Source organism: Nonomuraea sp. NBC_00507, from assembly GCF_036013525.1.
In the GTDB taxonomy this organism is placed as follows: Bacteria; Actinomycetota; Actinomycetes; order Streptosporangiales; family Streptosporangiaceae; genus Nonomuraea.
The window spans coordinates 5,173,614-5,188,606 of record NZ_CP107853.1 but is presented as its reverse complement, the minus strand read 5'-3'; the positions used below and the strand labels follow the sequence as shown (position 1 = coordinate 5,188,606).

Sequence of the window (14,993 nt, the reverse complement as noted above, 5' to 3'; positions counted from 1 at the left end):
GCTACCGGCCGGGACCGGCGGCCACCATCGACGCTACGTCGACCTTGTTCTTGAGGTAGCCGAACTCGAACATCAAATCGGAGACGCGCTGGATGCGGGTGGGGTTGAGCGAGGTGGGGAAGGTCCCCATCGCCATGGTCATCGCCGCTTCCTTGGGTGTCTGGGTGTAGCCGGCGACCGTCTCGGCCAGCAGGACGCGGTCGGTCGCGGCCAGCGCCTGCCCCTTCGCCAGGGCTCGCTGGAAGGCGGCCGCGGTCTTGGGATGCCGGCGCACCCAGTCCTCCGTCGCCGCCCACCCGTCGATCGGCAGCTTGTCGGTCGGCCCGGTGTTGGTGTCCAGCAGCAGCCGCACCCCGGCGTTCTGGGCGCTGGACAGGAAGGGCTCGACCATCCACGCCGCGTCCACCTGCTCGTTCTTGAGCGCGACCAGTTGGTTCTGGAAGTCCACGACGACGAACTTCACCTGCTCCGGCGTCAGGCCGTAGGGCTTCAGGTGGGCGCTCACGGACATCGTGCCCAGGTTGTTGAGCGAGTTGACGGCGATCGTCTTGCCCTTGAGGTCCTGCGCCTTCTGCAGCTCCGAATCCCGCGGCACCACGACGCCGGCGATGCCAGGCGAGGCCTGCAGCGCATCGTAGAGGATCTTCAGCCGCGCCGTGCCGCTGCCTTGAACGTTGATGAGCGAGACGTAGCTGCCTTTGAAGACGTCGATGTCGCCGTTGAGGATCCTGGGCATCACCGCCTGCGGCGCCTGGATGGTCTCCATCGTGACGGTCAGGCCTTCTTCCTTGAAGAAGCCCTTGCGGTCCGCGATGAACACCCCGGCGGAGGACGGCGTGGGGCTGATGCCGATGAGCAGCGAGGTCTTCTCCAGGCCGCCGGACCCTGCCGGGCTGCTCGGCACCGGCCCGGTGGCCACCACGGTGCACGCCGCGGTCACGAGGATCGTGCCGAGCACCGCCAGCCAAGCCCGGAGAGCGGGCCCCGATTCCATGAGTTCTCCCTTGCCGGGTCAAGAAAGGCCGGACGGTGATCTTACCCGCTACGGGGATTGTCATGAAAGAATCCTGATGAACGGCTCAGTCAATCGTCACCGCTTGTCACCACATGTCCGGAAATCAGAGTCAATCGGGCATTTTCTGAAAAGTCAGAAATTTTGTAAGTCTGGCGGGACTGGTCCATCTTCTCCCGCTATGCTCAAATGGCTCTCCCTGCACAAGGACGTGTATGAAGCACCTCCGGTACCAAGACGCCTTTTCGGTGAGAGGGAGCCAGTCGGGTGAATCCTGCGACTGTGGACATACGTCCTGCCACTCCTCCCTTAGCCCCCAAATCAGCGCATAACCGGACGAAAAGTACACGTCCTCGCAGATTCCGGCTCCGCGATTTGAAGGTGCGCTCGCGGCTGATCGCGCTGATCCTCATCCCGACCATGTTGGGGGTCCTGGTCGGGGCACAGCAGGTCATCGCCTCATGGAACGCGGCCGACCAGTACCACCGCATCCTGGACAAGGCCGAGCTCAGCGCATCGATCACCGAGGTCACCCATCAGCTCGCGCTCGAACGGGACCTGGCGATGCACTACATCGCCGCCGGTCGCACACCGGAGCGGGAGGAGCCGCTGCGCGCGCAGTTCGCCGTGGTCGACAAGGCCGCCGCCGCCATGCGCGCGAAGGCCGCCGCGGTCACCACCGACCACGGGGAGAGCGCCTGGACGCTCAGCCGGCAGATCCTCACCCGCCTGCCCGAGATCGACGCGGCCCGCACCACGGTGCTAAGGACCGAGGTGCTCGCCCTGCCCACGCTGACGAGGTACGCCGCGATCATCGGCGCTTTCCAGCAGTTCCACGACGAGATCGGTCAGGGCGGCGAGGACGAGGCGCTGGCCGCGCACGTGCGCGCGCTGTCCGCGCTCGCCAAGGGCCGCGAGGCCGCGTCACAGCAGCGCGGCCTGCTCGCGGCGGTGGCCTCGGCGGGCCGCTTCCAGAGCGGTGAGCTCGACCGGTACATGGCCGCCCGGGCCCAGCAGGACAGCGAGCTGGAGGTTTTCCGGTCGGTGGCCACGCAGCAGGATCGGCAGGCGTACGACGACACCGTCACCGGCACGCCGGTCGATCGGGCCGAAGTGATCCGGCTGCGGGCCCTCGCGCAGGCCGGGCAGAGCGGTCCGATCGACATCGCCCCGGAAAGCGACGACGACGCCGGCTTCTGGTTCGCGGCGATGAGCGGCACCGTCGACGGCATGTGGACGGTGCAGAAGCGGCTCGGCTCATCGATCACCGTGCAGAGCAGGACCCTGGAGGACGCCGCCCGCCGCGACGCCATCGTGGCCGCCGCCTACATCCTCCTGCTCCTGCTGTTCGTGTTGCTGATCACCACCTTCGTGGCCCAGTCCCTGGTCAGACCACTGCGCAGGTTGCGCAGGGAGGCCCTGGACATCGCCGGCATGCGGTTGCCCCAGACGGTGCGCCGGCTGCGCGAGACCAGCGACGAATCGACCCTCACCGTCGCGCCCATCGACGTCGACTCCTGCGACGAGGTCGGGGAGGTGGCCAGGGCCTTCGACGAGGTGCATCGCGAGGCCATCCGGCTGGCCGGGGAGGAGTCCCGGCTGCGCGCGAACATCAACGCCATGTTCGTCAACCTATCCAGGCGCAGCCAGACGCTGGTACAGCGGCAGATCAAGCTCATCGACGGACTCGAACAGGGCGAGGAGGACGAGCGGCGGCTGGCCGACCTCTTCGCACTCGACCACTTGGCGACGCGCATGCGGCGTAACAACGAGAGCCTGCTCATCCTGGCCGGCCAGGAACCGCCCGGGCGGTGGAACCATCCGGTAGGCCTGGCCGACGTCGTCCGCGCCGCCCTCTCCGAAGTGGAGGGCTACCAGCGCGTCACCGTCAAGATCACCGTGAACGGCGCGCTCGCCGGGCCGGCGGTCAACGACACCGTCCATCTGCTGGCCGAGCTGATCGAGAACGCGGTGTCCTTCTCACCGCGGGACACCCGCGTGGTCGTCTCCACCGGCAGGATGGAGGGCGGCATCATGGTGTCGGTCGCCGACACCGGCATCGGCATGACCCATGACGAGCTGGTGCGGGCCAACGAGCGCCTGGCGCGTGTGCCCGAGGTGGACGTGTCGGTCTCGCGCCGCATGGGGCTGTACGTGGTGGCCCGGCTGGCCTACCGCCATGGCATTCGCGTGCACCTGCGTCCCCACGAGACGGGCGGCCTGATCGCCATGGTGCTCCTGCCCGACGCACTGCTGCACGCACCCGTCCCCGCGTATCCCCGCCCCACCAGAACGCGCCCCGGCCCACTCTCCTATGCGGCGTCCGGCGGCCAGCCGCCCTGGCCGGATGCTGACGCGTCGGCCAGCCGCTGGACACCCCGGACGCATACCGACTCAGCGACCGTGACCGGCCCCATTCCGGTCACCCTGCCTGCTTCGGCCGCTGACGACGACTACCTGCCGATCTTCGCGCAGGTGCAGTCGGCCTGGTTCGAGCGCGGCAACGGCGGCGGCGCGACGTGGGGCTCGGCCGAGGCCGGGTGGAGCGCCGCCCAGGCCGTGGTCACCCCGTCCAACGCCGGCGCCACCCCGTCCGGCCTGCCGAAACGCGTCCCCAAGGCCAATCTGGTGCCCGGCACAGCCGAAACCGCGTCCGCACCCCGAGGCGTCGCCCCCATCCCCCGGCTCTCGCCGGAGCTGATCCGCAGCCGCCTGAGCAGCTTCCAGCAGGGGTGCCGGCAGGCCCGCACCCGCATCAGCACCGGCGACCTCCCGCCCTTCACCTCCTGACCGTCGCCGCCCTGCTGATGACGACGGCGGCCTGCCTTCCGGCCACGGAAGGGGCGGGCACGCACACGACCGTCCACGCCACCGTCGCGGCGGACAAGACCCCTGCGATCGCGACGGTTTCGCCGACGTGGATCCGGGCCTTGCGAGTGCCCCGTGACAGCAGCCCCGGCCGCGATCGACGAACTCGCCACCACCTCCTGGCACAGCCGGGAAGCGGATTCCCGCAGGGTCGCCGCCGCCCTGCGTGCCTGTCTTCTGAACCGCGCATAGTTTTCACCGTGCCTGTCCGGAAGCGCGGCACCCGTTCGTCATAGGGGTGAGATCCTGACACGAAGGAGCGCGAGATGAAGTACATGATGTTCGTCTGCACCGACACCGAGCCGGACACCGACAAGGCCGGCCTGCCCGACATCGACACGTGGGTGACGGAGAACGACACCCGCGGGCGGCGCCTGGACGGCCACGAGCTGGCCCCGACGACCGCGGCGACGACGGTGCGGGTGCGCAACGGCGAGCTGCTGGTCAGCGACGGTCCGTTCACGGAGACCAAAGAGGTGATCGTGGGCTACGACCTCCTCGAATGCGCCGACCTGGACGAGGCGATCGAGGTCGCCCGCACCCACCCCATGGCCAGGGAAGGACGGATCGAGCTGCGCCCGTTCGCCGACCTGCCGCACCGATCGGCGTGACCGGCACGAGCCCCGCCTGCGGCGGCGCGGCGCAAGCCACCGCAGGCGGGGAGGCCGTGGACGTCGTCGCGCAGGTGGCCGGCGTCGTCGGCGTCGTCGGCAAGGACGCCTTCGGGCGGATCGTCGCCACGCTGATCCGCGTCACCGACGACTGGACGCTGGCCGAGGACTGCGCGCAGGAGGCACTGACGCTGGCCCTCGAACGCTGGCCCACGGAGGGCATCCCCGCCAACCCAGGCGGCTGGCTCATGACGGTGGCCCGCAACCGCGCCATCGACATCCTGCGCCGGGTCTCCACCGAGCGCCGCAAGCTGCAGGAGCTGGCGTCCCTCGCACTCACCACCGACACCGGTCCCGCCCCCGTACGGAAGGAGGACGTCGTGGACGACCGGCTACGGCTGATCTTCACCTGCTGCCATCCCGCGCTCAGGCTCGACGCACGCGTGGCATTGACGCTCCGAACGATCTGCGGGATACCGACGGCCGACATCGCGCGGGCCTTCCTGGTCAGCGAGTCGACCATGACCCGCCGCCTGACCCGGGCCAAGACGAAGATCGCGGACGCCGGCATCCCGTACCGGGTGCCGACCGGCCCGGCGCTGGCCGAGCGGCTGCCCGGCGTGCTCGCCGTGCTGTACCTGCTGTTCACGCGCGGCTACGATGCCGGCGGCGAGCCCGCGTTCGCGGACGAGGCGATCCGGCTCGTCCGGCTGCTCGAGCAGCTCATGCCGGATCAGCCGGAGATCTCCGCGCTGCTGGCCCTGTTCCTGTTCCAGCACTCCCGGCGTGACGCCCGCCGCGACGCCGACGGCAATCTGCTCACCCTCGACAAGCAGGACCGGTCTCGCTGGGACCACGCGGCGATCGCCGAGGGCCTGGACGTCCTGGCCAGGACGCGGCAGGACGGCCCGTACGCGCTGCAGGCCAGGATCGCCGCCTGCCACGCCACGGCGGCCTCCGCCGACGCCACCGACTGGCCGATGATCGCGACCTGGTACGACGAGCTCGCCCGCATCCAACCCTCACCGGTGATCGAGCTGAATCGTGCCGTGGCGCACGGCTACGCGCACGGGCCCGCGGCCGGGCTGAGGCTGCTAGCGGCGGCCCGCGCCGGTGGCACGCTCGACGACTACCCGCCGGCCCTGGCGGCGGAGGCCGACCTCACCGCCCGCCACGGCGACCGGGATCGCGCCGCGGCGTTGTTCCGGCGGGCCGCCACCCTCTCCCACCTCGAACCCGAACGCCGAGCCCTGCTCGACCGCGCCGCCCAGCTCTCCACATAGCGGTCGGATGCTTGTCAGCGACCTGACTGCGCGGGCCGTCATCCGGTGGGCTGGGGAGACGGCGCGGCAAGACTCCCTTCACTGACCAGTGGATCCGGCGCTTCGAATCGGCAGGATGACCGCCGAGCGGTGTGCGGAGTCGTGGTAGACCTCCTGGTCCGCCGCCCGGAGGGTGGTGGCGGTGGCGCGGGATTCGCCGGTGCCGGGGTTGCGGGCGTAGCGGGGGAAGGCGCCGCTGGAGACCTGCACCCTGATCCGGTGGCCGCGCTTGAAGCGGTACGCGGTCGGCCAGAGCTTGACGGTGGCGCGAGTGATCTCCTCGGCGCCGGACAGGCTGACCAGGCCGTCGCAGACGTTGGCCGAGCGGCCGCCCGGGTCGACGTCGCAGAGCCGGACGAAGACGTCGGCGTAGGGCAGGCTGGAGCGGAACCAGATCTCGGCGCCGACCTCGCCGATGACCTCGACGTCCTCCTCGAGCGCGTCGCTGGTGTAGGTCAGCACGTCCGCGCGGGCCTCCAGAGACCCGTTGTCGACGCGGCCGCCGCCGTTCATGACCACGCCCCCGGCCGCGGGCGTCGGGTCCGCCGGGTCGTAACGGTACCGGTCGGGCACCGAATCACCGGCCGTCTCGGTGGACAACGCACCGGAAGGCTGGAGGTGGAAACGTTGCGGCGAGTAGCCGGGCGGCGGCCAGGTCTCGAAGTCGCGCCAGGCTTCCTCGCCCATCACGAACAGCCGCACCGGCAGGCGGTGCGGGGGCTGCTCGCCGCGAGCATGGGCGAGCCCGAACTCGATGGCCTCCAGCACCCCCGTGTTGTTGAACGCCGTGTGCGTCCACGGCCCGACCGTCACCCTGGCCGGCCGGCCCGCCTCCTGCAGGATCCGGAAGTCGCGGAGCTGGCCGGGCAGGAAGATGTCGTACCAGCCGCCGATCGAGCTGACGGGCACCGTCACCTGGGCCACCCGGTCGCTGTGGTCGAGCCCGGCCCAGCGGGGGGCGTCGGCGTCGTGGGTGAGGATGTCCTGGATGTAGTCCGAGCGGCGGCCGACGGCGGCGACGTCGGCCTGGTTGAGCGGGAGGGTGCTCAGGGCGCGGCGGATCTTCTTGGCCTGGAAGGGTTGCCGGAGCATCGCCAAGGGTCGTTCCTGCACGGCGATCAGGGCGCCCCATCCGAACGGCGTCTCCAGTGACATGCCGTCCTTGCGGAGGAACTCCAGGGTCAGCGCCGATTCGGTCACCTGCGGGATCATCGCCTTGACCTCGGGAGGCAGGGCGTCGGCGACGGCCCACTGCACATACCCCATATAGCTGACGCCCACCAGGACGATGGAGCCGCCGAACCAGGGTTGTTTGATCACCCAGTCCAGCGTGGCCAGGCCGTCCTCGCGCTCCTGGCGCAGCGGGTCGAAGGCGCCGCCGGAGCCGAAGCCGCCGCGGGTGCTCTGGATCAGCACCTGGAATCCGCGTTCGGCCAGCGGCCTGGCCATGGCCATGGCCAGCACGCCCCGCCGGCCGTACGGGCAGCGGATGAGCGCGGTCGGCAGCGCCTCGCCCCCGCTCCGCGGCGCCCACCGGTCGGCCAGCAGCTCGGCCCCGTCGGGCATCGGCACCCGGAGATCCCGCTGGACGGCGAGGTTCCTGGTCACCGGCGGGGGCAGCTTCAGCCAGCGCTGGAGGAGATGACTGATCATGTTCATCGGTCCTGTTCCTTGTGCTCGAGGAGGACGTGCAGCATGCGCATGAGCCGTTCGGTGAACTCCTCGGGGTCGAGCGGATCGTCCCCCTCCACCAGCCAGGCATTGACGAAGGCGGCCGCGCCGCCGGTCAGGTACAGGGCGAGGTCGTCGGCCGTGCGCGGGTCGAGCCGATCGCCGCCCATCCGGCGGGCGAGCCGCCTGTTGACCGGCATCAGCAGTTCGGACAGCGCCTTGTTCAGGGCGAACGCGATCGAGCTGGTCAACATCGCCCGGTAGAAGGCCCGGTGTTCGGCGAAATGCCGCATCGCGGCCAAAGCCGGGCCGCGCCTGTCACCGGAAGGCGAGGCGTCCTCGATGCGCTGCAAAAGCTCGCGCCGGGCGAGGTCGAGCGCGGCCTCCAGCAGCAGCGTGTCGCGATCTCCGAAGTGCTGGTACACCACCTGCCTGCTCACGTCCGCGGCCGCGGCGAGGTCGGCGATCGGGACGGCCGCCGTGTCTCGTTCGGCGACCAGGGCGACGGCGGCCCGCAGGAGAGCGGAGCGCGTACGCCGCACCCGGCGGTCCTGTGCGGGGGCGAGCGCGCCCGACTGCAGTGGCATACCTCAAGATAATGGACACATGTAAATAAGAAGGCAAGTGTCAATTATTTAGGGGTGCGAGCGCTGATGGTCTAGACTCCCGCAGATGTTCGCGGCCCCCGCCCGGCTGGCCTGGCTGGACGCCCTGCGGGGACCGGCCGCGCTGGCCGTCACGATGCACCACGCCGGCTGGACCTTCGTCCCGGGCCTCTGGGCGGAGGTGGACCGGCGCATCGATCTGGGCACGTGGGGCGTGTTCGTGTTCTTCCTCGTCAGCGGCTACATCATCCCCGCCTCCCTGGAGCGGCGCGGCGACCTGCGTGCCTTCTGGACCGGCCGGGCCTTCCGCCTCCTCCCCCTCCTGCTCGCCGCCTGCTGCCTGGCGCTCCTGCTCGCCCTGGCCGGCGTGCTGCCTCTTCACCCCGGGCTCGGCGAGCGCCCGCCGCCCCTGGTCGTGCTCGGCAACCTGACGATGCTGCAGGAACTGCTCAATCTGCCCGCCGTCATCAGCGTGACGTGGACGCTGTCGTACGAGATGGCGTTCTACCTGATGAGCGTCGCGCTGTTCACCGTCAGGCAGGCACACCGGTCGGCGGGGATCGCCGTCGCCCTGGCCTTGACCGCCGTGCCCATGGGCCTGCTGCTCCCCCGGGCGAGCATCGGCGGCCGGGCCGACCTGGCTGCCGCGTCGCTCGGCCTGGCGGTCGTCGCGGCCATCGCGGTGACCGTGCTGGGACACGGCAGGGTCCGTACGGCGGCGGCGGTCGCGGGCGGTCTCCTGGGGCTGGCGCTCGTGGTCCTGGGCAGCCGGGCCGGCACCTGGCAGGGCATGATCATCCTGGCGACGATGTTCGCGGGGACGGCCGTCTACCGCGCCGAGCAGGGGACGATCTCCTGGCGTGCGGCCGGCGTCGCAGTGGTGGCGGTGCTGGGATGCGCGCTGCCCGCCAAGGACGATCCCGCCTGGGCGCCGGGTGTCCTGCTGGCGTTCGGCGTCTTCGCCTTGGCGTACGCGCTGCGCCGGAGGCTGGTCCCGCGCTGGTTGCCGCAGCTGGGCGTGATCAGCTTCTCCCTCTACCTGCTGCACCCGCTCCTGCTGCACGTGCTGCCGGACCTGGTGCTGTACTTCGTGGTCCTCCTCCCGCTCAGCGTCGCCTCGTACCACCTGATCGAGGCGCCGGCCCAGCGCCTCGGCAAACGCCTGATCCGCCGCGAACGGGACCTCAGTCCATGAGACCGAGCTGGCGCCCGGCTCGCAACGCCAGCCACACCTCGGCGAACGCCGCGGTGGACGACAGGTCGCGGCCCGTCAGCTCGGCGAACCTGCGCAGCCGGTACGCCAGCGTGTTGGGATGAATGTGCAGCGCGGCCGCGGCGTCCTCGGTGCGCCGGTCACGCTCCATCCAGGTCCGCACGGACGTCAGCAGCTGCGAGCCGTGCGCGGAGTCGTAGGCGAGCACCTTGCCGAGCACGTTCTCGACCAGCGCGGTGAGCGCCCACGGATCGTCGGGCAGCCACCTGCCGGTGGTGTCGTCACCGTAGTGCACCAGGGCGCGCCCCGACTCCGACGCCGAGGACGCCGCCCACACCGCCTCCCGCTTGGGGACCTGCAGGGACTCCCCCGGTGGGAACGGCCTGCTCATGCCCGCCGCCACGTCGGGCAGCGCCGCGACGGCAGCCTCGAGGGCGGGTGAGCCGAGCACGTAGCGGTCGTCGCCCCTGCGGAGCATGAGGTGCGGCTGATCGTCGAGCGCGCGGTGAATGGCCTCATCGGGCACGTTCCTGATCACGAGGAGGGCCAGCTCGGCGTCCACGGGCAGCCCCATCCTGACCAGCCGGCGCCGCGCCGTGGCCGGATCGAGGACGTCCTGGAGCAGCTCGGACAGGGTTTCCGCGCCCTGGCGGCGCAGCGTCTCACGCTCGTGGCGGGTCATGGCCACCTGCAGGGCGGCCACGGTGGCGATGTGCTGCACCACGGCAAGCCCCGCCGGCCTGGCGCCCTGGCGTTCGAAGGCGACGAGAAAGCCCGCGGGCCCGCCCGGCGCCGGCACGGGCAGGACGAAGCCGCCGGGAATGGTGGGCGGCGCTTCCGGCTGGGACGGGAGCACGGCCAGATCGGGCACCGGCACTCCCGGCAACAACGGCCGCCCCTGCGGGGTGCACAGGTAGACCTCATAGCCGGACAGCCGCTCGAGACGTTTGAACAAGGTCGCGGTGCCGAGATTCTCGGCCGCCAGCCAGCGCAGCGCGCCGAACACCTGGAGCTGTGCGCCGAGGCGTTGACTGGCGTCCTCCTGGACGGCCGCGGCCACCTCCTGGGCGATCGCGATGAACGGCACCGCCAGCGGCACCTCGAGCACGGGCATCCCCCGCTCCTCGGCGGCCTGGAAGAAGGTATCGTGCAGCGGCGGTACGTGCAGCTGCGCCGACAGGGCGAGCGCGGACACGCCCGCGTCGTCGAGCCGCTCCAGATAGGCGCGCTGTTTGGCGGCCTGGCGCGGGATCGCGATCCCCGCCGTCATGATGACCTCCGCGCCGAGCAGCCAGGGCGTGGGGTCGTCGAGCTCGCTGACGTGCGCCCACGACACCGACCGCCCCAGTCCCGCCTCGCCGGCAAGCAGCCGCAGCTGGAGAGCGGGAGAGCGCAGTAGGTCCTCCACCGACACTTTTGTGGTCACCCACAAAGGATATGGCGCGTCTTCAGGTCTGCCCCGATTGAAGGTCCGCGGTACGGCCCCCACACTCAATGCCATCCACCTGTATGGGAAGGCACGGGCACCACATGAGAAGAGCACTTGCCATCACCCTCGCCGGCCTCGCCGGCCTGGCTCTCGCCGGCTGCGCCGCGCCCGAGGAGACCACGGCCGCCCCCACGACCCAGATCTCGGCGGGCGCGAAGGACGAGGCGATCGCCAAGCTGCTCCCGGCGGACGTCCAGCAGGCCGGCAAGGTGCGTGTGGCCTCCGGTGTCTCCTTCCCGCCGATGGAGTTCTTCGACACCGACAACAAGACCGTGCTCGGGTTCGACGCCGACCTGGGCAAGGCCCTCGGCGAGGTGCTGGGCGTGGAGTTCGCCTTCGAGAACGTCAACTTCGACGGCATCATCGGCGGGCTCAACGCCGGCCGCTACGACCTGGGCCTGACGAGCATGCTGGACAAGAAGGAGCGCCAGCAGCAGGTGGACTTCGTCGACTACCTCAAGTCCGGCTCGGCGCTCATGGTGCCCAAGGGCAACCCGCAGGGCGTCAAGGAGGTCCTCGACATGTGCGGCAAGAAGGTCGCCGTCGAGAAGGCCGCGACCGGCGACCTGCTCGTGGACGACGTCACGAAGAAGTGCGCCGACGCCGGCAAGCCGGCCGTGGAGAAGGTGCCCTTCCCCGACCAGGCCAGCGCCGTGCAGGCCCTGCAGTCCAAGCGGGCCGACATGGTCGCCGCGCTGGACCTGACCCTGGCCTACAGCGTGAAGCAGGCGCCGCAGCAGTTCGAGGTCGCCGTGAGCGCGATCGACCCGCTGCCCGTCGGCATCCCCATCCCCAAGAGCAAGCCGCAGCTGCGGGACGCCGTTCAGGCCGCGCTGAAGAAGGTCATCGCGAACGGCACCTACGACCAGCTGCTGGCCAAGTGGAACCTGCAGGCGCAGGCGTTCAAGGACGCCGCGATCAACGCGGGCTCATGACGAGCGTCGAGGAGCACGCGGCCGAGCCGATCGTGCCGCTGCGGCGCACCGGCAGGTGGGTGGCCGCGGCGGTGCTCGCGGTGCTGGCCGCGATGGCAGTCAGCTTCGTGGTGACCACCCCGGCCCTGCGGCTCGACCTGGTGGCGGGCTACCTCTTCGAGCTGTCGATCATGCGCGGGCTGCTGCTCACGATCGAGCTGACGGTGCTCGCCATGCTGGCGGGCGTGGTGCTCGGCACGGCTCTGGCGATCATGCGGCTCTCGGAGAACCCGCTGCTGCGCTGGGTGTCCGCCGCGTACGTGTGGCTCTTCCGTGGCACGCCGATCCTGGTCCAGCTGCTGTTCTGGTTCTTCCTCGGCGCGGTGATGCCGCGGATCAGCGTGGGGATCCCCTTCGGGCCCGAGTTCTTCTCCGCGCCGGTCAACACGCTGATCACCCCGTTCACCGCGGCCATTCTCGGCCTCGGGCTCAACGAGGCCGCGTACATGGCCGAGATCGTCAGGGCGGGCATCGGCTCCGTGGACCGAGGGCAGCGGGAGGCGGCCGAGGCGCTCGGCATGCGGCCCGCGCTGGTCTACCGGCGGGTCATCCTGCCCCAGGCGGCCCGGGTGATCGTGCCTCCGACCGCGAACGAAACGATCTCGATGCTCAAGCTCACCTCCCTGGTGCTGGTCATCGGCCTGCCGGACCTGCTGACCAGCGCGCAGCTGATCTACGGCCGCAACTTCCAGCAGATCCCGCTGCTGATCGTCGCCAGCCTCTGGTATCTCGCGCTGACCACGCTGCTGACCTTCGCCCAGTCCAGGCTCGAACGGCGACTCGGAGGGCACGCATGAGTGACGTGACGCCGCTGCTCGTCGCGCGGGCCGTACGCAAGAGCTTCGGGAAGGTCGAGGTGCTCAAGGGCATCGACCTGACGGTGCACCCCGGCCAGGTGGTGTGCCTGCTCGGCCCGTCGGGCTCGGGCAAGTCGACGTTCCTGCGGTGCGTGAATCACCTCGAACGGCTCGACGGCGGTGAGATCTGGGTCGACGGCCACCTGGTCGGCTACCGCCGCTCCGGCGGCAAGAAGTACGAGATGCGCCCGCGCGAGGTGGCCGACCAGCGGCGTGACATCGGCATGGTGTTCCAGAGCTTCAACCTCTTCCCGCACCGCACGGCGCTGGAGAACGTCATGGAGGCGCCGTTGCACGTGCTCGGCCGGCCCCGCGAGGCCGTCCGGCAGGCGGCGCTCGACCTGCTGCGGCGGGTCGGCATGGAGGAGCGGGCCGGCCACTACCCCGCCCAGCTCTCCGGCGGTCAGCAGCAGCGGGTCGCGATCGCCAGGGCCCTCGCCATGCAGCCCAAGCTGATGTTGTTCGACGAGCCGACCAGCGCGCTCGACCCCGAGCTCGTCGGCGAGGTCCTCGACGTGATGAAGGACCTGGCCGGCGCGGGAATGACGATGGTCGTGGTGACGCACGAGATCGGATTCGCCCGCGAGGTGGCCGACCACGTGGTCTTCATGGACGACGGGATGATCGTCGAGGCGGGACCGGCCGGCGAGCTGATCACCAATCCCCGGCACCACAGGACCCAGGCCTTCCTGGCCAAGGTCCTTTAGGCGAAAGGACCTCATGGGATCCGTCGATTCCGCGCCGAAACCCGTGCGGACGGGCGGCGACCTGGTCGTCGAGTCGCTCGCCGCGCTCGGCGCCACCACGGTCTTCGGCGAGCCGGGGCAGCACGCGCTCGGCCTGTTCGACGCACTACGCCGAGCACCCCTGCGGTACGTGGGGTGCCGGACAGAGCTGAGCGTCGCGCTGGCCGCCGATGGTCACGCCCGTGCGACCGGCTCGGTCACGCCGTTCCTGGTGTCCACCGGTCCGGGCGCGCTGGGCACGCTGCCCGCGCTCATGGAGTCCCGTACGGCGAGCGTCCCCGTCCTGGGCGTCAGCAGCCAGATCCCGGCGGACGGGCTGGGCGGCGGGCGCAAGGGCTACCTGCACGAGCTGCCCGACCAGGCCGCGTCCTTCCGTGACGTGGTGAAGTCGGTCCACGTGGTGCGGACAGCCGGTCAGATCGTGCCGGCGCTGGCGCAGGCGTGGGAAGCCGCGCTCACCGCACCCGCCGGCCCGGTCTGGGTGGAGATCCCGCAGGACGTGCTGCTCGGCGCGACCGACCTTCCCATGGTCGCCGAGCTCCGGGTGGCGCCGAGGCCGCTCACCCCGCGGGCCGAGCTCGTCACCGCGGCGGCGGACCTGCTGGCCCAGGCGAGCGCCCCGGTGATCCTGGCCGGCGGTGGCGTGGTCCGCGCCGGCGCTCAGGCGGCTCTGCTGGAGCTGGCCGAGGAGCTGAATGCACCGGTCGCCACCACGTTCGGCGCGAAGGGCGCCTTCCCCTGGGATCATCCGCTGTCGCTGCGGTCGTGGCTGGAGGACCGGCATCTGACGGCGTTCCTGGAGGACGCCGACGTGCTGCTGGTCGTCGGCTCGGGCCTGGGGGAACTGTCCAGCAATTACCACACGATGCGGCCACACGGCCGCGTCATCCAGATCGAGGCCGACCTCGGCAAGCTGGAATCCAACCATCCGGCGCTGGCCGTCCACGCGGACGCTCGCCTGGCTTTGGAGGCGCTGGCGCCGGCCGTCAAGGGTGCGGCGTCGAACCCCGGCCGTGGGCCGGCGGCCCGGGATGCGGTGCGTGACGTGCTCGCGCGCGTCGCCGAGCGCCTGGACGCACAAGACCTCGCGGTCGAGCGCGCACTGCTCGCGGCCGTGGACCGTGCGCTGCCGGCGGAGGCGCTGAGCTTCTGGGACATGACGATCCTCGCGTACTGGGCCTGGTCCGCCTGGCCGCGGCCGATGGAGTCGGCGCAGGGCGCGGGCGGGCTCGGCTACGCGCTTCCCGCGGCGCTCGGCGCGGCCGCCGCCACCGGCGGGCCGGTGCTCGCGGTCAGCGGTGACGGCGGCGCGATGTACGGCCTGGCCGAGCTGGCCACGCTCCGCCAGCATGACCTCGACGTGACCTGGTTGATCGTGGACGACGGCGGCTACGGCATCCTGCGCGAGTACATGACCGGCGCGTTCGGCGTCGCCACGGCGACCGAGCTGGCCAGGCCGGACTTCGTCGCGCTCGCGGCCGCCTTCGGCGTGCCCGCCTGCCGCACCACCCCGGCAGACCTGGAAGGCGACCTCGCGCGGGCGCTGCGAACGCCGGGACCGAGCGTCATCGTCCTGCCCGCGACCCTGCGCATGTTCGCCCCGACGCACCTGGGATGATGCGAAC

12 protein-coding genes are annotated in these 14,993 nt (G+C 70.9%); 8 read left to right on the top strand and 4 right to left on the bottom strand.

What is annotated here, in order from left to right; translation table 11 throughout:
* Position 1: 1 nt before the first annotated feature.
* Positions 2-994 (bottom strand): ABC transporter substrate-binding protein, encoded by a 993-nt coding sequence (locus OHA25_RS25275; RefSeq protein ID WP_327589981.1) that lies wholly within the window; start codon positions 992-994, stop codon positions 2-4.
* A gap of 399 nt (positions 995-1,393) precedes the next feature.
* On the opposite strand from OHA25_RS25275, the gene OHA25_RS25270 reads away from it, so the two are divergent.
* The 3 genes from OHA25_RS25270 (at position 1,394) to OHA25_RS25260 (ending at position 5,774) form a co-directional block, all read left to right on the top strand.
* Positions 1,394-3,802 (top strand): sensor histidine kinase, encoded by a 2,409-nt coding sequence (locus tag OHA25_RS25270; RefSeq protein ID WP_327589980.1) that lies wholly within the window; start codon positions 1,394-1,396, stop codon positions 3,800-3,802.
* A gap of 344 nt (positions 3,803-4,146) precedes the next feature.
* A complete protein-coding gene (locus tag OHA25_RS25265) occupies positions 4,147-4,491 on the top strand; it encodes a YciI family protein (protein WP_327589979.1) in 345 nt (114 codons plus the stop codon).
* Positions 4,488-5,774 carry an RNA polymerase sigma factor gene (locus tag OHA25_RS25260; RefSeq protein ID WP_327589978.1) on the top strand — a complete coding sequence of 429 codons (1,287 nt, stop codon included), beginning with the start codon at positions 4,488-4,490 and terminating at the stop codon, positions 5,772-5,774. Before OHA25_RS25265 ends, OHA25_RS25260 begins: the two co-directional genes overlap by 4 nt.
* A gap of 78 nt (positions 5,775-5,852) precedes the next feature.
* On the opposite strand, the gene OHA25_RS25255 is transcribed toward OHA25_RS25260, so the two are convergent.
* Positions 5,853-7,472, bottom strand: a complete 1,620-nt coding sequence (locus OHA25_RS25255) for a CocE/NonD family hydrolase (RefSeq protein WP_327589977.1) — start codon at positions 7,470-7,472, stop codon at positions 5,853-5,855.
* Positions 7,469-8,071, bottom strand: a complete 603-nt coding sequence (locus OHA25_RS25250; protein WP_327589976.1) for a TetR/AcrR family transcriptional regulator — start codon at positions 8,069-8,071, stop codon at positions 7,469-7,471. The genes OHA25_RS25255 and OHA25_RS25250 overlap by 4 nt, the downstream gene beginning before the upstream one ends.
* Before the next feature lie 85 nt (positions 8,072-8,156).
* On the opposite strand from OHA25_RS25250, the gene OHA25_RS25245 reads away from it, so the two are divergent.
* Positions 8,157-9,284, top strand: coding sequence for an acyltransferase family protein (locus OHA25_RS25245; protein ID WP_327589975.1), 1,128 nt, complete (start codon positions 8,157-8,159; stop codon positions 9,282-9,284).
* On the opposite strand, the gene OHA25_RS25240 is transcribed toward OHA25_RS25245, so the two are convergent.
* Complete coding sequence (locus tag OHA25_RS25240; RefSeq protein ID WP_327589974.1) at positions 9,274-10,728, bottom strand: PucR family transcriptional regulator; 1,455 nt, start codon at positions 10,726-10,728, stop codon at positions 9,274-9,276. The genes OHA25_RS25245 and OHA25_RS25240 overlap by 11 nt on opposite strands.
* Before the next feature lie 104 nt (positions 10,729-10,832).
* Between OHA25_RS25240 and OHA25_RS25235 the strand changes: the two genes are divergently transcribed.
* From OHA25_RS25235 to OHA25_RS25220, 4 genes are read left to right on the top strand one after another with little or no spacing between them, the layout of a single operon-like run.
* A complete protein-coding gene (locus OHA25_RS25235; protein ID WP_327589973.1) occupies positions 10,833-11,726 on the top strand; it encodes an ABC transporter substrate-binding protein in 894 nt (297 codons plus the stop codon).
* The gene (locus OHA25_RS25230) at positions 11,723-12,562 is read left to right on the top strand and encodes an amino acid ABC transporter permease (protein ID WP_327589972.1); all 840 of its coding nucleotides are present in this window, start codon (positions 11,723-11,725) and stop codon (positions 12,560-12,562) included. Before OHA25_RS25235 ends, OHA25_RS25230 begins: the two co-directional genes overlap by 4 nt.
* The gene (locus tag OHA25_RS25225) at positions 12,559-13,329 is read left to right on the top strand and encodes an amino acid ABC transporter ATP-binding protein (protein ID WP_327589971.1); all 771 of its coding nucleotides are present in this window, start codon (positions 12,559-12,561) and stop codon (positions 13,327-13,329) included. The genes OHA25_RS25230 and OHA25_RS25225 overlap by 4 nt, the downstream gene beginning before the upstream one ends.
* A gap of 13 nt (positions 13,330-13,342) precedes the next feature.
* On the top strand, positions 13,343-14,986 hold the full coding sequence (locus tag OHA25_RS25220; protein WP_327589970.1) for a thiamine pyrophosphate-binding protein: 1,644 nt from the start codon (positions 13,343-13,345) through the stop codon (positions 14,984-14,986).
* The last annotated feature ends 7 nt before the right edge of the window (positions 14,987-14,993 follow it).